Raw genomic sequence first — 25,103 nt, forward strand, 5'->3', positions numbered from 1 at the left:
TGAAATTATTTGTGAACATAAATTTGACGGATGAACACATGACTTTGTTTAAGAAACCACGGTAATGCACCTGATCACGAAAATATAGTTGTGTACTGAAAAACAAAGTAAATGTCTGTATAAAAATAAACTGATTTGTAAAATCGTTATTGAACGGACAGATTAACTGAAAAGAGGAGTAGAAGGATAATGGGGACAGCAGCAGATAGATTTATCGAATTTTGGCGTGAATTCAAGGAAGATGCTAATGGATATAATGTTCACCCGGATGACTCAGTGATTACTGAGCGTCAAAGAACCATTTGTTCACATAAGACACATAATGATTTCATGAACGATAAGAACTTTCACAAACTGCTCTCCGGTAAATTGCATTTGAATTTGTTGCCGGCACCGTACATTGGGAACCTTAAAACGGCGTCGATCTATATACTATCGCTTAACCCTGGATTCGGACTATCGGATTACTTCGTTGAGGAAAATAATGACGTCCACAAAGTCATTTTAGACACGCTTTATCAACGGGATTTCGATGGTTATCCAAATATCTGTTTGAATCCAAAGCTCTTGTGGACCCCTGGTGGTCAGTATTGGTATCAAAAGTTGAAACAATGTATGTTTCATGTTTTGAACACACATAAGGAATCAAGCATGTTGGATATCATGAAGATATTTTCCTGTGAGATCGCAACTATAGAGCTGGTCCCCTACCACTCGTCGCAGTACCAGGTACCTCCGAAGCTCTATAACCAGCTAACATCACCCAAACAAGCAATCCAGTTCATCAAGGAGTACGCGGTTCCCAGAGCGATCACGGGTGACGCGTGCATCGTAGCTTTACGGAAAGGGGAAATGTGGGGACTAAAACGGGGTGAGTTCCAGAACATCGTGGTATACGAAAAAAGTTCTAGTCGAGGTGCTCATATAACACCACCGAAGGTAGGAAAGGAACCCACTGATTTTCAGAGAGGCGGCGAAAAGGTAATCGAATTTATGAATAGGGCAATTTGGAGGATTTAACATAAAATTTCAGTTTAAACGATATGAAGTACCTCCAAAACACCCCTTTATTTTGATGCAGGGTCCAACAAATGGAGTGGAGATATCCACTAATTGAAGGTTTCCTTATTGAACATACGAGGGCGAATATTAAAAAAACGCTAAAAAACCGTATAAATATGCGATGAGTAGTATTCCGGACGGTATACGACTTTATTTGTCCAAATCCGCCAATTTATAACTTTAATCGTTCCGCCAAAAAACGTCGATCAACGTACATAGCATTAAGTGAGGAAAATGAGTATACAACTTTATTTTCCGTGATCACTTGTTTACGCTGTCGTTGCATTGTCAGCGGTGTGCCAGCTGGCGTGGCCCCCATGGCAGACTTCTGCGCGAAGCAGGCTCGTATATACAATATCTAGCAGGCATGCTAGTGTCTTAAGTTAATTGGTAGTAAACTCTAGATACGGTACTTTGCTAAATCTGGGGTGACGCCTTCCCGCAAGTCTTCGGACTGAGGGAGGTCGGACGATGTACGTGACATATCAAGCACTAGGGGTAGCATTTCAGGGGGGCATGTTCTTACTTGCGCTCCTGACACTCATAGTAACGATCATAGTCGCTTTTCGTTCACATAAATAAAAGTCACCCCGTAACGGTTTAGCGTCCTGTTCGGGGTGACTTTTTGGTTTGCCACATTATGTGGCAACTGATTTAAGTCGTCCGAGTGCGGGAAACCCCGTCACTCAAGGCGATGTACCGTAGGAGTCAGGGCGCAACCTGACTCCTTTTGTTATGTTCAGCATAGCACCTACGTTTTATACGGTCAACGGAGTGCTGATTTGACCGATGAACGCATGGCGCTTAGCTTGTCGCGTTGGCTACACGGTCGGCGGCGCGCCAGCGGACGTAGCCCAGTGGTGGACTTCAGCGCCACGCGTACGCCCGCTGGCCGCATGGTCGGCGGCGCTGTCAGCGGGCGCGGCTCCGTGGTGAACTTCGGCTCCACATCTGCTCGTGTTGGCTGCGCGGTCGGCGGTGCTGATTTCGCATGTCTACCATCAGGGGAACATATCAGGAACAATAACATCCCGTTCATTTTAGATTAATAATTTTCTAATTCCTGTTCTAAATCTTCCAAAAGACGTTTATTATCTACAGCAACACCCCGATTCGATGGAGTCATAAAGATTGCCGGCATAACCTTATCGTTTACCATACCAGGAATCCACTTTTCAACAAACCGTTCTAAGTCGATCTCTTTCGGTTTGTATCCACTCCACTCGGTTGAATCTACACAGACCTCCGCAAACTCAATTCTGGGCCACAATGGGATTAAAAGTTGTCCATTATCATCCGTTACCATGGCCCATCCATTATTAAATAGCCCCCACACTTCCTGTCTATCGCACACTTGCTTTATAAAGTACTCATATCGTTTAGAACCAGGTAGAGAAATAACTGCGTTAAATTCCTTTTCATGCATGTATAGTATCCCTCCTTGTTCAATACCCTTCGTATTTATGCTGTAAACGATGAAGTCCAATTTCTTGTAAAACACTATGTGAGTATCCGTAACCTTTTTTGGCTTCAAATCCTCTTTTATGTGCCAAATTATAACCCTTTGGGACACGAATAGTCGTTCGTTTTCCACGTTTTATCATGTTAATATCTCTTTTAAGTTCTCCTCGAATAGAGCTTGATAGTTTTGGGTCATCAGCAAGCTCCCGTAATCTAGCCTGTTTTCCGGATCTCCCCGCTTTACTGAGTGCTGCTTTCGCAGCTGATACTTCTTCATTCTCCACTAATTCTACAGAAATTTCTGATGCCGCCCCATCGGTAAGACCATCTAATATCAATGAAGCAGCGAATTCAGCGGTGAATCCCCATGGAAACTCGCCAGTAGGATCCATTTCATTCACTGGGTTATCATCTGCATACGTGTAGAGATTCACCGACGAACTAGCGGAATCTTGGCTTATAAACCTCATAGTTGACGGACTGTAATACCGTGTGTTCAGGTAATACATCCCCACTGCATCGTCCCAACGATAACCAGCATATCGATATGGATTTGAATCGGCCATTGCACCCGACTTGCTCAAGACGTTGCCCCATGTGTCATACGTGTACTGTGCCACTGTATTGCCACTACCATCAGTCATCGCAATGACATCACCGTGGGCATTCTCATGATAATAATAGGTCGTTCCGGTTCCATCACTCCATGTTGTCATTGTGAGCGGCAAACCGTTTTGGTTGTAAGTGTACGAACGTAGTAAGTTTCCATCCCCGTCCGTCTCGTATGACACCGAAGTGGACTGCCCTTGATAAAAGAACTGAGTGGTTTGTCCACTAGCCGTCTCACTGATGCGTCGTCCCAATGCATCATAAGTATAGGTAGCAACCGGGTCGCCAGTTGATGCATTGTCCACTTCCGTAAGTTCACCAAGACTGTTCCACTTATATGCGTATTTACCGTCACCGGTTAACTCTCCATCCGCATTATACGTGTAAGTCTGATCATTAACCGCGGTTAATTCATCATCATTATCATAGGTATAAGTGGTGGTGGTTGAGCCAACTGTCTTCTTCGTGATGTTTCCATGCAGGTCATAGGTGTACTGAGTCACCTGACCGCTCGCGTCGGTTTCTGTTAACAGGCGATTCATGTCATCGTACGTATACGTCGCCAATGCTTTTCCAGACGTCATGTCGATAACAGACGTAATATTGCCATTGTGGTCATAAGCATACTTGAACGCGCCAATTGTGCCATTTGGGCCACTAATGACGACAGATTGAATTCGATGAGCACTGTCATAGTTGTATGACGTGCTTACACCGTTGCCAAAATACATGTTGGCTAATTGATTTGCCTCGTTATAACCAAGGCAGGCAGATGCAATACCGGTTGCCAAATTCACCAGATCATCTTGTGTATTGTATTGATAGTTTGTACTTGCTGAAGTGCTCCCGACTGAAAACGTACTCGAAGTCATATTACCATCAGCATTGTCATAGCCGAAAGTTTGAGATCCGGTATTGTCCTGTTGGCTAGTGATGTTTCCGTCGCCATCTAATGTAAAGCTTGTCTTTGAGCCATTATTAGACTGAATTGACGTTACGTTATTGTTTGCATCGTAGGCCCACTGATTTACCGTTGTACCATCCACACTTTGGGCAGTTTGGTTACCTGCATTGTCGTACGTATTGGATAGGATATGGCTATCTGGCAATGTCTCAGTACTTACGTTGCCATCATCATCATAAGTGTATGTGGTGGTGTTCCCCAACGCATCTGTCGACGATGTCAACTGATTTAGACTGTTGTACTGATTTTGCCCAACTGTGTTTGTTGTCGAGCCGTCAGCTGAGGTCTCGGACACCTTAGTAATATTTCCGTCACCATCGTATGTGTATGAGACGTTTAATCCATTTGCGTAGGTCTGACCTATTAGTTGGTTATCCGCATCATACAGCATTTTCATTAAATTTCCATCAGAGTCGGTAATGCTTGTGTTATTTCCTTCAGAATCATAACCGTACTGCGTTTCATTCCCTGATGGATCAGTTTGAGTTAACAAGTTCCCATCAGAATCGTACGTACTATTCGTGGCTTCTGATGACATTGTTAGGTATAGATCGCCAATCCACAGGTCCCCATTACTACTGGAATTGGTAAGTACCTCTGGTGTAATGTAGGCCGTCCCGCTTGGCGCATTATCATTCAGTTGTACTTGTTCATCACTCCAGTCAAACGTACCTGAATAGCTAGTAGGCTCACCAATATCACCAATATAGTTTTTGTTACTGTCATAGCATCTCAGGTCAAGATAAGTGGTTCCTGCACTTGTTCCAGTAATTAAACCGCCGAAAGTATATTTTTGCCCTGCAACATAGGGAATGTACTGATTAGAGTCACTCGGCTCAATCCCATTCCAACCGGAAGGGTCATCAATATTGATTGAATACTTGCTACCTGGAAAAGCATTCGTTGCGGTCGCTGTAGGTGTAGCCGTACCAACTGTCTGCCAATTTGTTAGCTCGCTATTAAAGCTACCATTTGTGAATGCATTATAATCGGGCACGACTTCCGATTGAGCATTTAGATCGGCCGCGTCAAAGTCTACTTCATCAGTACCTGTCGGATCAGTTTCTATGACAGGCTCACAGGAAGCGGTATTCGTAGGAACATCCTGTGGATCCACACTTACACTTAACTGTTCCCATTGTCCCGCCCCCCCTAAATTTGTTCCATTTATGGAACCTAAAACGGTACCACTAGAATCTAAGAAATCTAACTTTAAGTGTGTTGAATTTGCTGCAGCTACACTTGATGCATTGGCATAGACGGCAAATGCAACACCATTGGAACTTTCATTCGAAAGAGAGACCGGTTTGCTTGTAGGCGTTAAATCAACATTTCCTGTTGCGTTTGAAATTCCCCAAGCATAGCCTCCAAAATAGCTATTCGTTGATTTAATATCAGAATGACTGGCGCCACTTTCGGTCCACCCAGTAGGTAGTGTGCCGTTCCACGACTCAAAGCTGTTATTATTCAGCGCATTATCAAACGGTACTTGTACGTCCGATATTGGATTCCCATTAGAGTCATATACGGTAGTTGTGTCAACACCTACTGGTGATTGATTTACAGCCTGATTATTGTCCTGAGTATTCCCGGTCGTTGGATCCGTGAAAGATGGATAATAATCGTATTGCGTTATACTGGCCAAAAGTTTCCCTGTTGTAGACTGAGTTGTAACAGATGTAACATCATTTCCAATATCACCAAGTGATGATGACGTGTAAGTCTGGCTAGTTTCATCATCTACTGGATCAACTGTATTGATTAGTTGCCCGAAAACGTTGTAAGAATAGTACGTATCTTTCCCGTTAGCATCCGTGACTGTTGTAGGCTCACCAAACTCATTATTCTGGTATGTTGTAACCTGATTTAACCCGGAAGGATCAACCACTTGTTGGGTTGTGTAGTGATCCTGATCATATGTCCACTGCGTTTCAATCCCTTTTTGGTCTGTTAATGTCGCAGTGTTAGCTCCATACGATATTGACTCTGACTTGCCAGATGGATCAGTCTCCCCAGTTACCCTTCCATTCGAATCGTAGGAAATGGTGTATGTGTTGCTGTTCGGATCGGTAATGCTGGTCAATTCATCGTTTGTATAACCATACTGTGTTACATTGCCTTGAGGGTCAGTGACAGATGCGAGCTGACCATTGCTATTGTAGCTATAGGACCATGTATGACCTGAAGGATCGACTACACTTGTAAGTTGTGCATCCGAATTATAATTCAGGGTCGTCGTGTGATCGTTCTGATCAGTGATACTCGAAATGGTGAATATACCATTAGTTGTGTCATCCGACGTATTAATGGTCAGTGCATTCCCGTTTTGGTCAACAATTTTTGACAATTCCCAGCGTTCTGGTCCAGAATCGTCAGCGACTAAAGTATCAAAGTACTCTGTTGTATTGTCTGGTAACTGAAGCATGTAACCCCCTGCTACATTTGGGTCGTTTTTCAGTGTCTCATCTTGTAGTGCAGGCGGGGATGCATAATCAGTACCATCCATTTGAGAGTAGAAATCAGAACAACTCCCGTCAGGTCCGTATAATTCGGCCACGTTACCTACAGGAACAATAGATGTCTGATATCCCATTGCCCATCCGTTCCCAAGAAAACTAGTAACGGGTGCAGAACCACTTTCACCATCACCATTCTCAATGGCAAGTTCACCAGCACTGTTATATGTTCGCTCCAAAGATACTTGTGGTCCCAAACCATTTAGCTGCGCATCTGTTTCCGGTAAAACAAAGTTACCTGTAGCTGCATCCACTTGCCCAACACTAAGCGGAATCATTGTTGATGCTTGTCCACGGTCAGCAGTATATGGCTGCATAGTTGGTGTAAAGGCGTCACTCATGTCCGTCACTTGGCCATCCGAGGTGACAGCGGCAATACGAAAATAATAGTACTGGGTGCCTGTATAATCCGTAGGTTGGCTAGGATTCGCAACGTCAGCATTGTGATACACAGGAGATGGATTAATGGATAGATCTCCACCATCGCCTGGGTTATTTGCAGGCGTTGGTGCTGGATTACTTCCTAACGTATCAGCATGATATAGCAAATAGTCGCCTGATTGCTCCTCTGATTCAGTCGGCCAAATGTTTTTATTTCGGGATGTCCACTCTTGAACACCTGAATTGCTATTTTCTGCGTCGACTTTAAAGCCTTCGTACTGATGACCATCCCAAATCTCAACATAATAGGCACTCGCATTCGAAACTGGATTCCACCACAGATTTACATAACCGGTTTGGCTATCATCATTTGTGACGAGTTCACCCCAAGGTGATGTAGGTGGTGCATAGGTGATCTTTACATATGGACGATTTGCAGAATTCGTAGTTTCATCTGCAGCAAATTTATGTGCATAGGTTTGACTACTGCCACCTTCGTCCAAAAAGAAACCCATATCCGGGGTATGTTCATACGTTGTATCAGGAGTGATATTGTTTGACCATTCCTGAGCCAGCGATGTAATGTTGAAAGAAGCCCACTGCCCCTTTGCAGATGTTGCTGTCGCATACGAAGGTGAGTCATGTGATGGTTTACTCCCCCAAGTGACTGTACTGGTACTCCAATTGGTCGTATTATTCGTCCACAAATACGTCGGTTCAGCGGTAGACGAATAGGACCAGTTACAATACACGTTAAACGTTGCCGACTTTACTGTCAGCCCCAATAATGGCATGTCTGCCGCTGAAGGTAGCTTGAAATATGCCCAGTTATCCGTTGATGAAGAATCAGTTTCTCCAACCTTAAGGTCATAGTCCTTAGTTGCAGAATCATAAAGTGCCGAGCTACTGTAGTTCGTGGAAGTGTTGGTACTCGAAACATAGGCATCTGATAATTGAGACTGAACATTGATGGAAGGATCAACATAGACAGGGTAAACACGTTGAGAACTAGCTAACCACGATTCATCAACGGAAACAGTCAAAATTGTCTTCCCACTAACAGTTGAAATACTATATTTCACTGCGTTGGATTCCGCTGGCTCATCTGTTTGGGGATCAATGTTTGAATCCTGCATATAACCAGCAGGCATTGTGAAGACCGTGTTACCTTTACTGTCTTCAAAAAGGATTGACCCGTCAGTTTGAATCTTGGGCGTCAAACCATCATCGTTAACAACAAACGAAAAAGAATGCAGTCCTGGCGTATATTTGTTAAGTACAAGCACTTCTTTAACGCCTAGGCTTGTCACTTGTTCTTCGAGGCTTACATTTGGATACAGCCCTGAATATGAAATACTATTATGACTAGATTGTCCTGTTACTGATTTTAAATTTCCGAATACATTAGAGCCGAGTTTACTGGCGATGCTCGTACCAACAGGCGTAAACGTAATTTGATGGCCTTGGTAATCCACCGTTTCCACATTCGAATCATCAGATGATTTCGCAAATTGTGTTGTGAAACGATTTTTGGTTACTGAGAATCCACCTTTAGAATCAGGGACTAGGTTTGTGTTAATGTGGTGCCATGTCCCTTGATCCTCATAGTTCACGGGTGTAAAGAAATTATCACTTGTAATTGTTCCATCCGGGTTTCGATATACGTCGGTATAACCGTTTTCTAATGCGGTAACCTCAATCGTCTTCGAAGGTTGATCGGAGGAAGTTTGGGTGCTTGCCATAACTGGATTCACATCTGGGAATAAGGCAGCAAATGAACCTAATAATGCCGTGGCAAGAAATGAAATGCCGATCTTTCTAAAAATGTGGGATCTTTCCGACAAAAAAAACCATCTCCTAGTATAATTTAAATGATGCACCCAGATATATTAGATAAGAATCATAGAAAAGTATAGATGGGAATCAGCGGAAAAATATATAAAATAAAAACCTACCTGTTTCTAAACATTTCTTGTGTTGTCTGTACGTTGTTGGCTTTTACCACGTGATCAGTATTCTGCTTGTCATTACAAGGATGTAAGACCTTTATTCAGTTAGTTTGGCACATTGGGGGCACTTCTAGAGATGAATCGAAGAGGTGTAAATTCACTTAAGGCGGCGTTATAGATTAGATGATGAACCACAAGTTGGATTTTAGATAAATTAAGACGTCTAAGTTGACTAGGAATCACATCTAAAATGGCAACAGAAAATATAATATATTACATATTATTGTAGCCGGACAGTCACAAAACGAGATGGTCCAAAATCTATCGCGTTTTTTCTGACCTTCAATTCGATGTGATTCGTGTTTTTTGGCAAGTCAAAAATCAGGTACCCTGTATGCGATTCCCCTGGGTAGTATGAGATTGTTCCGTCAAAAGCAACTTCGCTAAGTAAGTCATCGTATCCATTATTGCGACTACCATGATTTATCCAATAAAAATCAAAGTCCGAAGTGGCTTTGTCATCAAGTGCATATTGCTTTTTGGCCGCAATGATGTATATCTCATTATTTAATATTTGCATCTTAGAAGAGATGTTTTTAGCACGCATGTATATCATGTAATATTTTCCTTTCGCATGATCAGTTGCTGAAGCACCAGTGTCTGTCAAACTATGAATCGATTTCGGGTACTTAATCCAATTTACGGTATATGTAAATGTATCTGTTTTGAAGATGATTGGAAAATGACTATGACTAATTTTTTGTTGAGTATTTTTAGACATTAGAGGTTGGCTTGTATTGCTCACGTTATTTTCCGCACAACCTGATAAGAGGCTTAGTATAGGAACCAAAATCACCCAACGTAGAATGCTCATATTGTTATCGTTCCTTTCAGTATCCCAGCTCAAGGATTTTAGCATTTTTGAGAATATGTCTCTATTGAAAACCTAAAAACAGTGGTTGAACAACTTAAACCTCCGTTTCGACTGGGCACGTTTGACACTCTTCATATTGAAAGGTCGGTTCGCGCTACGGGCATCGGTACTCTCGCATGACAGGACTGTCTATCAGCTACCAGCGCTCCGGATGGCAAGGTTGGTGATGTGCCAGTTGGCGCGGCCCAAAGAAGACTTTGGCGCGCGAAGGATGTTCGTCCCGCACAGTCAGCGATGCAGCAGACCCGTGGTGGACTTCGACACCAAGCACTCTCCGGATTGCTGCACGATCGGCGCAGTAGGCACGTACATACAATATTTAGCAGGAATCTAGTGGTGTTTGAAGTCCGTTGGTAGTAAACTCTTAGTACGGTACTTAGCTAAATCTGGGGTGACGCCTTCCCGCAAGTCCTTCTCGGACAGGGGGAGGTCGGACGAATGTATGTGACATATCAAGCACTAGGGGTAGCACTACAGGGAGGCATGTTCTTACTTGCGCTCCTGACACTCATAGTAACGATCATAGTCGCTTTTCGTTCACATAAATAAAAGTCACCCCGTTCGGTTTAGCAGCCAGTTCGGGGTGACTTTTATTGTTCGCCACATATGTGGCAACTGATTTAAGTCGTCCGAGTGCGGGAACCCCCGTCACTCAAGGCGATGTACCGTAGGAGTCAGGTTGCCCCCTGACTCCTTTTGTTATGTTCAGCATAGCACCTACGTTTTATACGGTCAACGGATGCTATTTCAAACATATGGTGTCCCTTACTTACATCACAAAGCAATTTATACTCTATATTTACACTGTACCTACATTTTGTATTTTTTGTCTAATCATTTGAATCCCCAGGATACGATTGCACCACTGCCCATGTTTTTGTAAACGAGGTCACTCCCGGCTGGATGCTCGGTATCTGGGCTTGAACAACATATGCAATGGCGGGCCCTTCTAAGGTCACGTCTATGCCATAGGCCGCATCCTTGTATTCATAAGGAAAAGTTGTATTGCTGTAATCAATAAACTGCTCTGTTAATACCGTTACCGGTGCTTGAAACATCGTGTTTGGCAATGGCTTCAGTGTCTGAGGATCGAGATCCATATTGGCAGCCAAATCCTGATCAAACGTGTTAGTTGCTGCTGTTTCATCGAAAACTGGCTGACCAGTCGCTATACTCTCTGGAGTAACGTCCAATGCTGCATCGTGGCTGGCATTCTCACAAGCATATGTAAAGCGTTCGTAGGCATTTTCTTCAAGCCCCACATTTAACGTAGAAATGTGAACCTCAACGTAATACCCAATTAAAAAAATGAGCGCAATGACATATCTCATGATAATATTGCCTCACTTGTTGCCGACTCAGATCGTGTAATCGTCGCGTGATTGGTTGCTGGGGACATGTTAAAAAACGCGATCTGTGTTGGAATTGAGAGCGTTAAAGTGATTTGTACTCCACGTGTCTGCTGAGTCGTAGTACCATTGATATAAACCTCATTTGTTGGGTACCCCAATGCTGATGCAACATTATCCTGAATAGTCTGGAGGTCTGTTGTGGAAAAATACCCCTTGATTTGCGCCTGTGTTAAAGCCGTATGTACCACGTTCTCCAGATAAAGAGAGCGAGCTTCATTCACCTGATCCATATCAGGTTGATAACCAAAGTAGTAAAACAAAGGGAGTAAAAGAATCATAATGATAACAGACCTCATCTATCCCCCCTCCCCACTAAGTGTTGTTTAAGTGCTTGAAGATACCGCGTTTGTAATCGTGGTGTTCCCGGTTGACTGCACAGTTGTCTGGGAGCCATTGAAAAATGTTTTAGCTCCTACATACATTCCAACAGCCAAAATCAGCAAACAGACTGCAACAACTACGCTTCTCAATCTCTAGTCCTCCTATTTCGTGGCCAAATTTTGTTGTTTCTGAATGGTTGCACTTGAATCGCCAGCTACTCGCTGATCTCCATATTGGATATTTGTACTAATCGGTACAATGATTCCAATCATCATCACAAGTAGCAGAATCGATAGGACCACTGCACGCATCATCAACCCTCCATACCTGTATTTTAATACTGGTTATATGTTGATACAAGTATTAATATACAACAAAAGGCGTAAAATGATATTACAATGATAGTCGCATTGATGCTTTTGTTAATCGGTTCTGCTTCCCAAATCAATCAAAAATAACATTGCATATTGAGATTTCAATCATTGGTCATTGCAGTGTTAACAGTGCTCTCGTATACTCTTCGATGATAAAATTGAAATTCGCTGCTACAGCCATACCACCGGTCATGACCAACACCAACCCAATTAAACCCCTCAAGTAGAGTCTCTGTTTAAAGAGTGCCACACGCTGTTTACGGAAGTCTTTTTGAGTATCTTCGAGCATATCTAAAGCAACCTCTGGAGAGGCAGTTTCAATGTCTAATAGCAATTTCGCAAATTGTTGCGCCTCCTCAGTTCCTACATCTTCTGCAAATTGCAAAAGTGCATTCCCTGGGTTTCGCGGAAACTTGGTTAAACAACGGGATAGAGATTTTTTGAGCTTTGTCATTTGATGTGTATTTGCCGACAAAATGCTGTAGATACTTCTTGGTTGGCTCATATAGGACAATAAATCTTGATAAACCAACTCAAAGAGTAAAAACAGCTCTTTATTGCGCTGCTGTGCAGCCTGTTTTTGTAACATCCCAAAAACATATCGAGCCAGATGCAGATAGCTAGTTTCTCGATATTCAAAGAAAAACCAAATGATTATCGGCATCAAAAACAAAAAATACAAGTGACTCGACAACACGAGGTCTACGCTTACTACCAGGACTCCCCCAGTCATTGCAATACGTATATAGTTGAAGACTGCTGGTGAAATCGAAACTCCACTTTGCTCAAGCAACCGTCTTAGTTCTTCGTCGCCTAAACGATTCCGTGTTTCGATCTGGATGGACCGCCATTGACTTGAGACGCGAGTTTTCAAGTTATCCCTCGTATACTCATCAACACTTGTAAAGTAAAAAATCGAAGCAGCAGTAAGGGAGAATAGAAGTAGAATCAGAATAGCGATAATATCCAATGTAAATCCTCCTCTAAATGTCCTGCTTTGGCCGATTGAAGATAATCCCCACCAGGGCAGCGGCCAGAGAAACAACGAGCGACATCACGAAGCTCTTTATCCCTTGTGGCGTGCCAAATTGGTAATGGAATGCATTTCTGGTGACTGCGATATACAGCAAAGCCAAGCCACCAGGTAATGCAAACACAGGCAAAATACCTAGAAGAAAAGTATCCATTCGTTCGGTTCGCCCATCTTTCATAGCTGCTTGGGTTGCTGTTATATCCTCCTCCAATTTCACCAGAGCATCCTCGACGTCGATGTTCTCTATGTAGGCTTTATAAATGAGACTGGATAATCGTTTGGACCAATCTGTTCCGGTTTGAGCGTTAAAATTACGTATGATCTCTTGTGCATGCTCTGAAGAATGCGCTCGATTCAATTTCAAATGCAGACGCGCCAAAGCCCGTACAAATGGTGTCTGAGTCTCTGTTTTAGTCAAAAGTGGTAAGGCATGTCGCATATTTCGATGACTCGCCCGATATTTGGGAATTAACGCCTTTACAACGGGTCCGATGTCATAGCTATTACGAATGGAAAGCATGTGGCGCCGAGCGATCAAATAAATATAGGGACAGATCGCTAATACTAGCCCTGGGAGAATCGGTACAAACAAGTTGTCACTTGTAATGAACAGAACAAAGTACACACCGGCAAAGGTACACAGCGTTACCCACCCAAACGTCCGATAACTTGTTGGCGTGGTTTTTTTCACCGAAATTTCCATCAAATTTTGGATGTGACTACTGAGACGAAAGTAGGAGAATTCCTTGCCCTCATTCGTGCTAGTCCGAAAAAGTGGTTCTGTTCGTAGTCTTCGCCGCTGCGCAGCACCGAGTAACCGTCCACGTGTTGACTGATACATCGCCAACCAAAGTGTCCTCGTAAAATAAACCAATGGTAAAAACATGCACAAGTACAAACAAAGTTCGATGAAAGCATTGAGGTAAGCTAGATAATGAAGATGAAAAGGGAACTGCATCACATAGCCTCCTTGATGTTCAAACGCTTGATTTGTGCATCGGATTTATGATTTGTAGACAGGCGCTTTAGTTCGCGCTGGAATGATTCAAATAACTCCGGATACAAATTTTGAAGTTTAGCCGCCATTGGTGCAGGAATGTAGTCGCTGTAGCTCCAAGTTTCAGACTGTCGGTCGTAAACTACCCAAGGTACAACTTCAATATCACCAGTTTCCTCAGAGTAGGAGAACGCATATACCCCCAACACGACCTTGCGGCCGTTCGGCAATTCATCCATCCAAACAGCGACATCCAAACTTTTAGCAGCTCGGATGAGTTCCGATTGATAGTCACGAGATGGGAACCTTTCCAAAGACAAACGTGCCATCTCTGCAGGCAAGTATGGGATGTCTTGGCCATGATACGTTACCAGATAACCGTTGCCACGCTCCTTTGAACGTAAAACGATCTCAATTTCACCGCTTCGCATTTCAGGAACAATGATGTAGTGTGCATCCGCGCGAAGAAACACTGCAAATAGATCCGTCATCATGTCCAAGGAGGGGCGAACAGGTAAGATGTAACCAGCACGTTCTGGGAATGCCTCATCTAAACGAATTTCGAAAGTATCCCTCTCTACCGTGATCACAGTCATATCTTCGTCTCTGGCGCCATAAATGACTTTGAGAAAAGTGGTCTTTCCACTTCCACGGAATCCTGTCACAACCGTATTGAGCATCAAGCGACTAAGTATTTTCCAAAGTCGAGTGGATGCTGTGTCTATGGTTTTACGCTGCGCTTCGTGTTCAAATGTAAAGGATTTGAATGGATACTGCCGGAAAATCAACATTGGATAACTCGACAGCGGAGGCACAATAATGGTTACGCGTGTGCCGTCGAGCATGTTCACCTCTGTCCATTTCGTGGTGGCGCTCACTTGCGTCAATGGGTCCCAAAGTGTAATGCTACGAATCAGCTGATACACCTGGTCAAGTGATTCGAAGCGAAACGACTGAATTTCTTTACGATTGCTCCCGGAGCGCTGGAAAAGAATTTTTGTGCCAATGACATGCGCTGCTTCCGTTGGATTTTGAAACCATATACTTAACGGGCCAAACCCCAAAACCTGCTGAAAAATGGCCTCAGCAAGATTAGGATAGTGAGTCGGAAAGCCAACCTGTTGAAACTCTGGCCGCGCTCTCAAAAAATTGTGGATCTCATCAATAAAATAGGATTTGGCCGCTACATCACCTACAATCGCGCCATGCTGTCTCTCTAAGTAGTCATCCCCTTTTCTGTCATGCAGGGTATCTAGATAATCATCGAACGTATCACATAACTTTTTAAAACCATGATCCGAAGCTCCATGTACTCGGTTGCCTTGCAAGCTCGTAATGAATGCAGACGGTACAAAAATCGGTTGAAATAGTTCACTTACCGTAGCCATTGGTACACCTCACTTCTCATTGGAAAATGCATTTACGATTTGTTCAATTGCCTGTTTAAATTTCTTTTGCGCGAAATAGAGACGCAATTTGTCCTCTTCGTTTTCACTGTAATACGGCAACTCGGGAAAAGACGGAATTGCTGCCACTGGGAGTACATTCATCGTTTTTGCATAATCGCGTAAATGATTGGGTTGGCGCATTTGGTTTCCTATCAACAAAATTTCTTCCGTGTTAATGGATAGCGATTTAAGAATGTACTGTGACTGTGAGATAAACCGTTCCTGACACTCCAATAAATCTTTGGTCACTACGTAACGAAGCGTAGCCATCACCAAAGATTGCAACGCTGCAGCTGTGTTCAAAATGCTGCCAACGTCGACAATCACCAATTCAAAGGCTTGTTTTGCATTTGAAATCAAGTAAGCAATTTCCTCTGGTTGATACTCCATTGCATTGAGTGGATTCCTTGGTCCCGGTAAGTACCAAACCCCTTGACTCATGAGTTGCATGCTTTCACGTAACTTTGTTGGTGTAAGTTGCTTCAAACTCAACAATGGTCGCACATCGTCTAAAGTGTTTGTGACATCATGCGCAAAACTGGTGCCTGGATTGTATAAATTCAGTCCCAGAATGCCAACGTTCATACCTGTTGAAAGAGCTAACTGATTTGCAACCGCTAATGCGATTGTCGTTGTGCCCAGTTGGGGAAGTACGCCCCAAAAAGCAAGCACCGGTTGTTTATGGATATCAGTATGGATCTCTTCTAAGTAACTCATCAAAGCATTTGCTCTCACGATGTGCATGCCGTGAGCTGAAGCAAATGCCTGTTTTGCATTAGAAACATCATCGACTACGTAAACAATAGAAGAATCGGACTGACCTTCAATTTGAGTCAATAGATCCTGTAGTTCGATTCCTTTCTCATCAATCAGTACGATTTCGTTCACCGTACCAGGAGGCATTGAATGCATTGATTCAATGATTTCAATTTTGTACTTAGACTGGACTTGTTCCAATAAATCACTGCGAAGCCGCACAGCGTACATAAAAAGCACCGCCCTATCTATTTTCACAGTAAAACCATACTTGTTTTATGGGTGTTTGATTATGAAGAAACAGTCGGTAAATACGAGATGATCAACTTGTTTTGTGCTTTGATTGCAGTGACCAGCTCACTTACCTGATTATTCGTCAGCTTCAACTCCAGTTTTGATGGCACAGCAGTTCCATTTTCAGGACTACCCAAGTCCCCTGTCCCTTGCGCCGAATTATTAACGACTTCCTGATTACTGTCGTTATGAACCCACTCTACTGGGATATTCTTCAGATAAGGTGGCGACTGCATAGCTGCGTTAATTGCTGCGGTCTTGTGACCAGCTCCATTAGAGCCTGTTGTCATGGTTTCCTGGTCGCTAGGCAAGAGATAAATATCGACGTGATCACCACGCCTTAACGTATCCTCGATACTCGCGATCCAGTCAGAAGATACCTGGAAATCTTGAGTACCTTTTGTTAGTGCCAGTGAATCCGTTTCGAGATTTGAATTTGTGATGATACCATTCTCCGGAATTGTGACGGATGCCCTTTTTCCTACAATTTGATTTTCGTCCAACACCGATCCTTCTGGAATGTGATCTTTATCCATATATCCATGTGTTAGTTCCGATGCTTGGATCATTGCATTTGGTGTTAGTGTCTTGGTGGCAAACCAGACTTCTTGGTCGTTTAACACCGGTCGAATCCAGTTTGTATATGCGATTGTTCCACCACAACCAATTAGGAAAACCACAGTAGCGGCGCCATATTTAAACCATTGTTTTACACGCGGTTTCATTTGCGTTTGAACCTCCCTAAGATACCCGATTTTTGCGACCTGTTCTTCCTACGAAGATCATGTGGCAACCATTGCATCACAAGTTTGCTACTTAACATTCTTAAATCTTCTTCGCATTTTTTTGCAAAAAACGTTCCTTTCCATAATGCTTCCTGGACAGTGGCTGGATCCAAATACGGTATAGGAATTGCCTTAGGAAAAAGATGTTCTCCACTTTGTTGATCTCGGAAATCAGTAAACCTTGTCCATTTATTAAGAACAACATGCAATTTCTCGGAGTAAGATTCAACCAAAGCATGATATGCCTTAGCTGCGCCTTCAATATTAAGCAAAGTAGGGTCACAATCAATCACCACCACAATGTGATTGGCGAGCTCGTACAATAATGAAGGCTCGTGATTATTCCCTGCATCGAGGATCGTAAACGGGCGCCGTAATTGTTGATAGACGTACTCCACGACTCGTTCATCATCAACCGCTCCATCTAACCCCGGTTTCATAGGAGATAGTTCGATGCCATTCCGTTGCAAAGTCGTTCCGCGTCCATTTTCTAACCAATGTGTGTATGTTTCCGTGAACGCAAAGTAATCAAACATTCGTGGTTGCTGCCGCGGATGCTCTATGAGCGCCACACTGCTGTCAGGCAAATGGCATGTTAGTAGCTCCGCAAGACACATACTGACCAAACTCGTACCCGCTCTTGGCCAAAGTCCTACCACGATCACAAATACAGGTGAGAGTGTCGTAGGAACTTCTTCCCTTATGTAAACAGGCTTTTCAATCTCTCTCTCAATGATTCTTTCGATGATGCGCTGTTCCACTTGAGGTTGTGGAGCTTCCTCTACCACCGGCTGGGACTCGTCAATCGACTCTGGAATCTGCATTGGCGCTGAAAGCACTTCATCCTGTAGTAGTGACTTCGCTTCTTTGCGCTGTACAATCTCTGACATAGGAACAGAACGTCGGCGCTTTAAAAGCGGATTATCATGTAACTCCATGACTTTCCGAGAAAAAGGGCTCTCATGAGACATGGAATCATCATTTTTTTCTTCGACAGGCTGAACTACTTGTTCGACGACCTCTGGTCGAGAAGATTCTTTCCCAGTAGCGACCAAAGTTTCGGTTTTATTAGAGGAGTACTTTTTCAGCCAGGCTTCCGCTTGTGCAAATTGCCCCGTAAACTCTTCGACAGGAACATTCAGCCGACCTAATAGCTGTTTCGCTTCTTGAACTCGTGGCCATTGCGGTTCAAGTAATACAGCTGTTGGTTTTGAATTGTCCGCGATCCAAGTCTGAAAAGTTGATAAATCAGCCATATAAGGGGCAATATTACTACTATCAATATTTTGTATGATTCGGTTGTAGATCACTTCTTTTCGAATCAAAAGGATAAGCATAGGCAATTGCACCTTTCTTTCCAAACAGTAATATTGTACCATAGAATATGCAAATACATATAGTATGAAAATATAACCCAGTAGAAAAAGCGGGGTATTTTAATGACTTCTCGAAAAACATGGATTATATCTTTGCCTGCCCAATTGAAAGAAGAAGTTCGAGTTTACGGTATACGACATGGACTCAAAATATGGGAAACTGTGGAGAAAGCAATAGAGGCATATTTTGACACTCTTGATTCAAAAGGCGCAGTTGAACCTGCGCTTCTGGACATGCAGGATATTGAAGATTGGTCAATTCAGATCGAACGAGAAAAGTACAAAAAGCTAAAACTCCTTTGCGTAGAAAATGATCTCAGTGTATACAATCTAATTAACACTGCACTATACCGATTGGTATTCCAAGACCACAATTAAAGGTTAACGATCTTGGAATTGCGTTGGTCCTTGTCTTTGGTGCTGGATGCGTGATTTGGCTCTTTTTGATCTTCGTTGCCTATTCCGCTTATCTTTCATCAATGACTTTGTATGCTCCATCGTATGTGCCAACGCCTGCAAGGAATGGGACATTTGACGTGTTGCAGATCGCATCTTAGGACGTTCATGTGTTCTGTTGTGTTCCCGTTCCTTATTGTAGTCCCTTCCTATTTCCGGTACCCTTTGTTGAATCTTCTCCAAAAACTTCTCCCGCAGCCAGGGCAAGTCTTGATCTCTATTTAGATAAAGACGGCGAGTAACACCTTCTGGAGTGACACCTACGCTCATAATTCCAATGTGCACATGAGGATGTCCGGACTTCTCATGGACGGCGCCAATCCACTCTAATTTCATCCCCTTATGTTCCTCTAGGTCGGATAATACTTCGCGTGCTAGATCTTTTAAGTTGGACCCACTCTCCAAGAGCGAACGATAGTCATTTTCATACATCGAGAGTATCATGGTGTGCATTTTCACCGTGCTATCATGCTGCAAAGCGGGATGCGACTCAATCTTATTGAGAAAAATTTCATAATCGGCGCCTTGGTCGAGATCCCGATTAAAAAGACCACGCTCTTCTTCCTCTGATTCTCGACTACGAAACCCGATGTATTTGATGTTATTTCGTGCACTTTGAATGTCTTTTTTGTATCGTACCAGAACAATACTTCGCGCCATAAAGATCAACCTCTCGACTTAGCTTTCTTTTCACTTAGAGGGGTCAAGTTTAAAGGCTCTATGACGATTGAACAGCGCCACTCCTTCTTTACGCAAATCCTGATAAATGTTCTGATATGACTTCCCTTGGTTTTCCTCATAGGCTGCGACGGTCTCTAATGTTTCACTGAGGATCATGGCAACATCCACACCGACAGCTGCAATCATTGAGGCTAACCGGTTTTCGTATTTTTGGAAACGTCGTTCCATAGTCTTCTCGAATATCTCTTCTGCTCGCCCCCTTTGCTCTATCAAGCAATAGGATTTAATGGCCTCGGTGACGATTTCATTTAACGTGATATGTTCCCCATTTTGCTTGCGTCTATCATGATACTCGCGCAGTAGTGTGCTTGATTCCGGTGAAATGTCAAATGTCTGTTTGGGCACGATCCAATCACCTGTATTCCTGGTATGGTTATACTTCTCAATATACAACTTGCTAATAAACCTTGTCAAATCAAGGGTTAGAGACAAGGGACAAGCCAAAAACAAGGCACTGACTTGCTAAATAAGCCGCGTACAGCAAGGCTTTTTGAGACACGACAAGTGTCTCTTTATCCTGCACTACGTTTCACTTCGCGCCGCCGCGTTCCGCTGCTGGTGTTGTGATGCCAAAGGCGTCCAACATCTGCGGAAGAACGCTACTGGCGGTGGGAAGGGGAACGTTGGACCGGTGAAGTGGATTGCCTACATAGTTTTGTGAGATGCGAATGCACACACAAGCAAAACGTCATAGGTAGGCGGTCCGCTTCACCGTTGCGCCTTAGAAGCGACGCATAGCAGATGTTCACGCAATAGAGGCAAGTGATTCTCTAATGCTACGATTTTTGAAGCCTTTGCTTACGGATCTGGCAATGTCTAACCAGGTCAGCTTTGTCTCACATCACCCAAATTACAATCATGTAATATAATAAAGTATAACAAAATAACATTTTCGAACCGATTTAGACTAAATGGTTTCCAAAGATAAAATATAATATCATATGATATTAAAAAATAAAGTAAGATATAGATGCTTGTTATCTGCTCACTTACCCCAATAATCCCTTAAGAAAAGCCTTATAAGTAAGTTCACTAATCAAACCACGATGGCCCCCGTTGCACGAATCTTCTTTGAAAAATGATTTTAAAGATATGCGGTGCTCTGGCGACTGCCCTGCCAGAGAACTGCATTGAGTTTCTGGGGACTTAGGTACGGCTACGCCAGCCCAAGGCTATCATCGGCCCCCCTCCAAACAAAGGGCAGAACGCCTCATCTTATCCTCCCTTCGGTCCGGTACCGGCTAAATTCCTACCCTTTGCATGGAGCCTCTAGGCCGATGATTCTGCAGCCTAGGGCGCAGCCACCTTGAAACAGTCCCCAGGTAAAGGAGAATTTATTTTGGAACAATTGAACAAAATCATCGAGGAACTCGAACAGCTTGCCTTATTCCATAAAAAGCAAGTTATAGATTTGAAACAAACACCCGGTGATCATGTTAGTGAAATGATGTACTGGGAGATGGGTTTTTCGTATGCGATAGATTTTGTATTAAGTCGCCTGCAGACTGAAGGAGTAATTAAAAACGAAGAAGAGGTTACATTACAAAAAAAACAACATAAGTTTATATTTTGAATTTGAAAGTCAGGCAGCTTGCGCCCATTTTTTACTTATCGTTGGATTTTAAATCAGACTGTTGCATCTTGGGTAAAATTAATTTCCCAGACAAAATAGAACCAATTCGAGCTGTAGAACTATCAACTGACGGTGCAAATGAAACCCAATACTTTCTGCCTTTTCGCATGGTTTCTATCACACGATGATCAGTATCATCTAAATTTCTGAAATTCATGACATTTTCCCCTTTCGGGACCCAGCATTATCTAAACTGATTGAACGCCTAGTCCCGAAGTATTTTATCGTATCATCTATGCCATATCTACACTGCCCATTTATAAGAGCCCCGAATCCTGCTTTGTTATCTAATTTTCGGCATTTAATTTTGATTGTGATTTTAAACTGCTACACGAATATTCGTCATGTTCTGCAATAACTCAAAAACCATATTAGCAGCAATTGAGTACGCCAGCTCGGATCCTTTGCACACAAGCCGGACGTCCCCACCTCCCAATAGGTCGTTTAATGCGTCTGCCTGATCACGATTGATATCTTCTCTAGTTCTTAAATCCTGGTACAATTTGCGAACTTGATGCTCGAAATCTGCTGGCATTTTTCATCACCCTTTCCTCTTTGATACAATAATAATACCACTATACCGTGGTATATTCAATAGAAAATCACTTATTTTCCATTGAAAGAGCACCGTTAACCGGTGCTCTTTTCTGTGATCTCATTGGTGGTCATCAGTATTAGTTCTAGAACTTTCTCAATATCTCCAAGAGCACGCATGACCGCTTTTGTTGCTTCTTCCGGTTTCACTTTTCCGTAATGCGCAACGTAGTTGCGAGCGTTCCCCACATAACCTTCATATCCGTACAACAAACAAAGTACAGCCCCGCATGTTTCGGCCACAATTTCTTGAATTTGGTCCTGACCGTCTTTCAAAGGTCTGATTCGGTTGTGGGCGGCATGACTAATTTCATGAAAAAATGTACTGACATCATGTGTGTTTAATATGATTTTTTCGAGCGACCGGTCCTTGCTAAACATATAGGAGCCGTACGCTCGACCATCTCCCGCCCCATAGATAACAGGGATTCCCCATGCGTCTGCTACATCCATCAAAGGTGGTAGTATCGGCGGTTGATAATTCGGTCTATCGCCCACCGGTTCGCCTTCAGTATCCTCAATTCGAAACACTGGAATGTCCTTAAATCCCCTGATAATTTGTATTTTTTCTTTTTGCTTCGTTTCTTCGTTTTCCACCTCAATTGTGGTTTTTAACGGACCAGATATATAGATTGCTTTGGCTCCCTTTTTCACTTTCCTTCCTACTTGCTCCCACTGTCGAAAACCCCGTGCGTCTTCCGTTAATGAGAGATACATAAGAATTTGATTGGCCAAACTCCAGTGGTCACAAGGCCGATCTCCCGCTTGACGCGCTAACATTGTTTTTTTTATCAATTCGGGCATGTCTCCCGTGTCCCACATCACCAACAACTTTTGAATTGCCTCATCAATTTTCGCTCCCACAATATTTACCTCCCTAACTTGTCAGAGTGCGTCCCAAAGGGGCTGCGCCCTAGGCTGCAGAATCATCGGCCTAGAGGCTCCATGCAAAGGGCAGGATTTTAGCCGGTACCGGACCGAAGGGAGGATAAGATGAGGCGTTCTGCCCTTTGTTTGGAGGGGGGCCGATGATAGCCTTGGGCTGGCGTAGCCGACCCTTAGCACTCAGACATCAAAAAGACCAGGCATAAGCATGGTCTTCTCCACTTCATATTTTGGTGTATTTGGAAGTTTAGGAATGCAGCGTATGGCGGTCGCAAAATATACCGTCACATGGATGTTTATGTAACCAATGATGGTTGATTGATGCGGAGACCTGTACCAGAATGCAATAAGGTACCAATCTATCAGGTTCGCTGGCCATTAAAGTTTCACAGGGCTCGCTCTTTTAGGGGCGGCGGTAGACGCACCTGCTGTGAGAGAGTGGCCCTGGCCGATGATGTGGTACGGGGCAACGTCCAGTACCGCGTCGTTGGACTGCGGTCACGGCGCGAACAGCAAAACAGTAGAGGAGGAACTTACTCCTCCCCTGCTGACGTTCGACGAATCACGTAACCGCCACCGTCCCCATCACTGTAGCCTTCCAAGTAAGCTTGATACTCCTCGACCAAAGTATCAACCCGCGCGGAGACTTGTCACACGAAGCAACCAGGTATCAATACACCACTATCGCAAGTCTCCCAAACTTTGCGAGGCACCATCTTTGGGGCGGCGGTAGACGCCCTTGGCGTGAGAGAGTGGTCTTGGTCATGACGTGGCGCGAGGCTTTGTCTCGTGCCGCTTCATTGCCAGGGCCACGGCACGAGCGACAATCATACAAAGTTTATCCACGAAGCACACAGCTTGAATCTTGCATTAGTATCCTCGCCGTTTTTGTTTTAAGCCCAATGGAGTCATAAAAGGTGCGACGACCTCATTAAACCATTGCTGATTAAAGATCCTAGTTTCAATCGTTTTATGGTCAAGATGGAACTGATGAAAGCAAGAAGAGATGAAATCTTGAAGACATACAATAATAAACCCATTGCTGTGATCCCATTTGGGTCTCCAACGTACGACACTGCTTGTAAACTCGGAGACCGACTTCTTTTTTTCCTGACAACTCTCACGAACTAGGTCTACAAACTCTGAACTGGTCTCCCTCAATAGCCAATCAAAATCAATCTCGCCGCGAGAGATAACATTGTCTTGGTCAAATACAAAGTCTGCTCCGTTCAGTGATCCGGTAAGGTCAGCACCACCAAGTGCTTGTCTGTTCTGCATCGAGTACCCTCCCTGTGTCCCTAGCCATTGTTTGATCGCCATATCGCCTAGCTTAGATTCTGAGTTCCCCGTACGAGACACAGTCTCTTGCATTGCTTGTTTTGTATCTGGCGTCACGTAAACCACTATCTTTTCGGTCTGCAAATCAGCACTATCTTTTTTGGGGCGCGCCATTCAATCACCTCGAATTATTTTATGTGTATATAAATTATATACACATAACTAAAAAAGGTAAACCAAAAAAGCCTAGGGGCGTTAGCCCCTAGGAAAATAACCCAACTCCATTAAGCTGGTGAATGATGGGTCACCAACAATAATGTGATCAATGACCTGTATCCCTAGAATCCGACCTGCATCAAGGAGACGATGCGTAACCGCTATGTCCTCATCACTTGGAGCGGGCTGGCCGCTCGGATGATTGTGAGCAACGATGATGCCTGATGAATTAGCGAGAATCGCTGGTTTGAACACTTCTCGCGGATGAACGATGGCCGCATCGAGAGAACCGATGCTCACCGTATGTATCGCGTTGACAAAGTGTTTTGTATCCAGCATAAGGCACACAAAGTGTTCACGATCTGCGCCACCTACGTACCGACGAATTAACTGCGCTGCATCGTCAGCCGAACGAATCTGGATGCGTTCGTTTTCTAACTCTCCATCTTTCACCATAACGACCTTAACAATATCCACATTCTGCATAGTACAAATCCTCCTTAGACCACAAATCATTAAGTGGTCTTGTCTCATGCGGCCCTTCAGGGTGGGCCTCGCGAGTCGGCGTAATCACGGCAAGTAGAGGCTCGCCGTAAAGCGGTTTGGGCGGTACCGGACCAGAGGGAGG

At 43.7% G+C, this 25,103-nt stretch carries 24 protein-coding genes; 6 read left to right on the forward strand and 18 right to left on the reverse strand.

What is annotated here, in order from left to right:
• Window positions 1–189 precede the first annotated feature (189 nt).
• From ACFSB2_RS05360 to ACFSB2_RS05370, 3 genes are all read left to right on the forward strand, one after another.
• Window positions 190–1,020, forward strand: a complete 831-nt coding sequence (locus ACFSB2_RS05360; protein WP_377941914.1) for a hypothetical protein — start codon at window positions 190–192, stop codon at window positions 1,018–1,020.
• Window positions 1,021–1,533: 513 nt separating this feature from the next.
• Window positions 1,534–1,644 carry a putative holin-like toxin gene (locus ACFSB2_RS05365; protein WP_377941915.1) on the forward strand — a complete coding sequence of 37 codons (111 nt, stop codon included), beginning with the start codon at window positions 1,534–1,536 and terminating at the stop codon, window positions 1,642–1,644.
• 200 nt (window positions 1,645–1,844) lie between these two features.
• Entirely contained in the window at window positions 1,845–2,111 is a 267-nt protein-coding gene (locus ACFSB2_RS05370; RefSeq protein WP_377941917.1) for a hypothetical protein, read from the forward strand.
• On the opposite strand, the gene ACFSB2_RS05375 is transcribed toward ACFSB2_RS05370, so the two are convergent.
• The 3 genes from ACFSB2_RS05375 to ACFSB2_RS05385 form a co-directional block, all read right to left on the reverse strand.
• Complete coding sequence (locus ACFSB2_RS05375) at window positions 2,108–2,488, reverse strand: DUF2750 domain-containing protein (protein WP_377941918.1); 381 nt, start codon at window positions 2,486–2,488, stop codon at window positions 2,108–2,110. The two genes, ACFSB2_RS05370 and ACFSB2_RS05375, sit on opposite strands and share 4 nt — an antisense overlap.
• A gap of 19 nt (window positions 2,489–2,507) precedes the next feature.
• Window positions 2,508–8,837 carry a polymorphic toxin type 8 domain-containing protein gene (locus tag ACFSB2_RS05380; RefSeq protein WP_377941920.1) on the reverse strand — a complete coding sequence of 2,110 codons (6,330 nt, stop codon included), beginning with the start codon at window positions 8,835–8,837 and terminating at the stop codon, window positions 2,508–2,510.
• A 385-nt stretch (window positions 8,838–9,222) separates the two neighbouring features.
• Complete coding sequence (locus tag ACFSB2_RS05385; protein WP_377941923.1) at window positions 9,223–9,816, reverse strand: DUF4352 domain-containing protein; 594 nt, start codon at window positions 9,814–9,816, stop codon at window positions 9,223–9,225.
• 498 nt (window positions 9,817–10,314) lie between these two features.
• Between ACFSB2_RS05385 and ACFSB2_RS05390 the strand changes: the two genes are divergently transcribed.
• A complete protein-coding gene (locus ACFSB2_RS05390; protein ID WP_377941910.1) occupies window positions 10,315–10,425 on the forward strand; it encodes a putative holin-like toxin in 111 nt (36 codons plus the stop codon).
• Window positions 10,426–10,706: 281 nt separating this feature from the next.
• Here the strand turns inward: ACFSB2_RS05390 and ACFSB2_RS05395 are convergent, their stop codons facing one another.
• From ACFSB2_RS05395 to ACFSB2_RS05435, 9 genes are all read right to left on the reverse strand, one after another.
• A complete protein-coding gene (locus ACFSB2_RS05395) occupies window positions 10,707–11,207 on the reverse strand; it encodes a hypothetical protein (protein WP_377941924.1) in 501 nt (166 codons plus the stop codon).
• Window positions 11,204–11,584, reverse strand: a complete 381-nt coding sequence (locus ACFSB2_RS05400; RefSeq protein ID WP_377941927.1) for a hypothetical protein — start codon at window positions 11,582–11,584, stop codon at window positions 11,204–11,206. Before ACFSB2_RS05400 ends, ACFSB2_RS05395 begins: the two co-directional genes overlap by 4 nt.
• A 186-nt stretch (window positions 11,585–11,770) precedes the next feature.
• Entirely contained in the window at window positions 11,771–11,920 is a 150-nt protein-coding gene (locus ACFSB2_RS05405) for a hypothetical protein (RefSeq protein WP_377941928.1), read from the reverse strand.
• 175 nt (window positions 11,921–12,095) lie between these two features.
• Window positions 12,096–12,953 carry a hypothetical protein gene (locus ACFSB2_RS05410; RefSeq protein WP_377941930.1) on the reverse strand — a complete coding sequence of 286 codons (858 nt, stop codon included), beginning with the start codon at window positions 12,951–12,953 and terminating at the stop codon, window positions 12,096–12,098.
• Between the two features lie 13 nt (window positions 12,954–12,966).
• On the reverse strand, window positions 12,967–13,707 hold the full coding sequence (locus tag ACFSB2_RS05415) for a hypothetical protein (RefSeq protein WP_377941931.1): 741 nt from the start codon (window positions 13,705–13,707) through the stop codon (window positions 12,967–12,969).
• A 266-nt stretch (window positions 13,708–13,973) separates the two neighbouring features.
• A complete protein-coding gene (locus ACFSB2_RS05420) occupies window positions 13,974–15,401 on the reverse strand; it encodes an ATPase, T2SS/T4P/T4SS family (RefSeq protein WP_377941934.1) in 1,428 nt (475 codons plus the stop codon).
• Between the two features lie 9 nt (window positions 15,402–15,410).
• Window positions 15,411–16,418, reverse strand: coding sequence for an AAA family ATPase (locus tag ACFSB2_RS05425; RefSeq protein WP_377941935.1), 1,008 nt, complete (start codon window positions 16,416–16,418; stop codon window positions 15,411–15,413).
• Between the two features lie 89 nt (window positions 16,419–16,507).
• Window positions 16,508–17,236 carry a flagella basal body P-ring formation protein FlgA gene (locus tag ACFSB2_RS05430; RefSeq protein ID WP_377941937.1) on the reverse strand — a complete coding sequence of 243 codons (729 nt, stop codon included), beginning with the start codon at window positions 17,234–17,236 and terminating at the stop codon, window positions 16,508–16,510.
• Window positions 17,233–18,633, reverse strand: coding sequence for a hypothetical protein (locus ACFSB2_RS05435; RefSeq protein WP_377941939.1), 1,401 nt, complete (start codon window positions 18,631–18,633; stop codon window positions 17,233–17,235). The genes ACFSB2_RS05430 and ACFSB2_RS05435 overlap by 4 nt, the downstream gene beginning before the upstream one ends.
• Window positions 18,634–18,735: 102 nt before the next feature.
• Here ACFSB2_RS05435 and ACFSB2_RS05440 point away from each other — a divergent pair, with 102 nt between their 5' ends.
• Window positions 18,736–19,050, forward strand: coding sequence for a hypothetical protein (locus tag ACFSB2_RS05440; protein ID WP_377941941.1), 315 nt, complete (start codon window positions 18,736–18,738; stop codon window positions 19,048–19,050).
• Between the two features lie 3 nt (window positions 19,051–19,053).
• On the opposite strand, the gene ACFSB2_RS05445 is transcribed toward ACFSB2_RS05440, so the two are convergent.
• Together ACFSB2_RS05445 and ACFSB2_RS05450 are read right to left on the reverse strand one after the other, a co-directional pair.
• A complete protein-coding gene (locus tag ACFSB2_RS05445) occupies window positions 19,054–19,788 on the reverse strand; it encodes a hypothetical protein (RefSeq protein WP_377941945.1) in 735 nt (244 codons plus the stop codon).
• Between the two features lie 30 nt (window positions 19,789–19,818).
• Entirely contained in the window at window positions 19,819–20,214 is a 396-nt protein-coding gene (locus ACFSB2_RS05450; RefSeq protein WP_377941947.1) for a hypothetical protein, read from the reverse strand.
• A gap of 994 nt (window positions 20,215–21,208) precedes the next feature.
• On the opposite strand from ACFSB2_RS05450, the gene ACFSB2_RS05455 reads away from it, so the two are divergent.
• Window positions 21,209–21,442 carry a hypothetical protein gene (locus ACFSB2_RS05455; protein ID WP_377941949.1) on the forward strand — a complete coding sequence of 78 codons (234 nt, stop codon included), beginning with the start codon at window positions 21,209–21,211 and terminating at the stop codon, window positions 21,440–21,442.
• Between the two features lie 31 nt (window positions 21,443–21,473).
• Here the strand turns inward: ACFSB2_RS05455 and ACFSB2_RS05460 are convergent, their stop codons facing one another.
• The 4 genes from ACFSB2_RS05460 to ACFSB2_RS05475 form a co-directional block, all read right to left on the reverse strand.
• Window positions 21,474–21,659, reverse strand: coding sequence for a hypothetical protein (locus ACFSB2_RS05460; RefSeq protein WP_377941951.1), 186 nt, complete (start codon window positions 21,657–21,659; stop codon window positions 21,474–21,476).
• 473 nt (window positions 21,660–22,132) lie between these two features.
• On the reverse strand, window positions 22,133–22,960 hold the full coding sequence (locus tag ACFSB2_RS05465) for an ArdC-like ssDNA-binding domain-containing protein (RefSeq protein ID WP_377941953.1): 828 nt from the start codon (window positions 22,958–22,960) through the stop codon (window positions 22,133–22,135).
• A gap of 891 nt (window positions 22,961–23,851) precedes the next feature.
• Window positions 23,852–24,433 (reverse strand): hypothetical protein, encoded by a 582-nt coding sequence (locus ACFSB2_RS05470; protein ID WP_377941955.1) that lies wholly within the window; start codon window positions 24,431–24,433, stop codon window positions 23,852–23,854.
• An 81-nt stretch (window positions 24,434–24,514) separates the two neighbouring features.
• Window positions 24,515–24,961 (reverse strand): JAB domain-containing protein, encoded by a 447-nt coding sequence (locus ACFSB2_RS05475; RefSeq protein ID WP_377941957.1) that lies wholly within the window; start codon window positions 24,959–24,961, stop codon window positions 24,515–24,517.
• Between the last annotated feature and the right edge of the window lie 142 nt (window positions 24,962–25,103).

Source organism: Alicyclobacillus fodiniaquatilis, assembly GCF_042678105.1.
GTDB classification, from domain to species: Bacteria; Bacillota; Bacilli; order Alicyclobacillales; family Alicyclobacillaceae; genus Alicyclobacillus; species Alicyclobacillus fodiniaquatilis.

Excerpts from the sequence above, each read along its gene's own strand:
- ACFSB2_RS05360 (WP_377941914.1), top strand. The coding sequence starts at position 190 with ATGGGGACAGCAGCAGATAGATTTATCGAATTTTGGCGTGAATTCAAG.
- ACFSB2_RS05365 (WP_377941915.1), top strand. The coding sequence starts at position 1,534 with ATGTACGTGACATATCAAGCACTAGGGGTAGCATTTCAGGGGGGCATG.
- ACFSB2_RS05375 (WP_377941918.1), bottom strand. The coding sequence starts at position 2,488 with ATGCATGAAAAGGAATTTAACGCAGTTATTTCTCTACCTGGTTCTAAA.
- ACFSB2_RS05385 (WP_377941923.1), bottom strand. The coding sequence starts at position 9,816 with ATGAGCATTCTACGTTGGGTGATTTTGGTTCCTATACTAAGCCTCTTA.
- ACFSB2_RS05390 (WP_377941910.1), top strand. The coding sequence starts at position 10,315 with ATGTATGTGACATATCAAGCACTAGGGGTAGCACTACAGGGAGGCATG.
- ACFSB2_RS05395 (WP_377941924.1), bottom strand. The coding sequence starts at position 11,207 with ATGAGATATGTCATTGCGCTCATTTTTTTAATTGGGTATTACGTTGAG.
- ACFSB2_RS05400 (WP_377941927.1), bottom strand. The coding sequence starts at position 11,584 with ATGAGGTCTGTTATCATTATGATTCTTTTACTCCCTTTGTTTTACTAC.
- ACFSB2_RS05405 (WP_377941928.1), bottom strand. The coding sequence starts at position 11,920 with ATGCGTGCAGTGGTCCTATCGATTCTGCTACTTGTGATGATGATTGGA.
- ACFSB2_RS05420 (WP_377941934.1), bottom strand. The coding sequence starts at position 15,401 with ATGGCTACGGTAAGTGAACTATTTCAACCGATTTTTGTACCGTCTGCA.
- ACFSB2_RS05430 (WP_377941937.1), bottom strand. The coding sequence starts at position 17,236 with ATGAAACCGCGTGTAAAACAATGGTTTAAATATGGCGCCGCTACTGTG.
- ACFSB2_RS05435 (WP_377941939.1), bottom strand. The coding sequence starts at position 18,633 with ATGCTTATCCTTTTGATTCGAAAAGAAGTGATCTACAACCGAATCATA.
- ACFSB2_RS05440 (WP_377941941.1), top strand. The coding sequence starts at position 18,736 with ATGACTTCTCGAAAAACATGGATTATATCTTTGCCTGCCCAATTGAAA.
- ACFSB2_RS05445 (WP_377941945.1), bottom strand. The coding sequence starts at position 19,788 with ATGGCGCGAAGTATTGTTCTGGTACGATACAAAAAAGACATTCAAAGT.
- ACFSB2_RS05460 (WP_377941951.1), bottom strand. The coding sequence starts at position 21,659 with ATGAATTTCAGAAATTTAGATGATACTGATCATCGTGTGATAGAAACC.
- ACFSB2_RS05470 (WP_377941955.1), bottom strand. The coding sequence starts at position 24,433 with ATGGCGCGCCCCAAAAAAGATAGTGCTGATTTGCAGACCGAAAAGATA.
- ACFSB2_RS05475 (WP_377941957.1), bottom strand. The coding sequence starts at position 24,961 with ATGCAGAATGTGGATATTGTTAAGGTCGTTATGGTGAAAGATGGAGAG.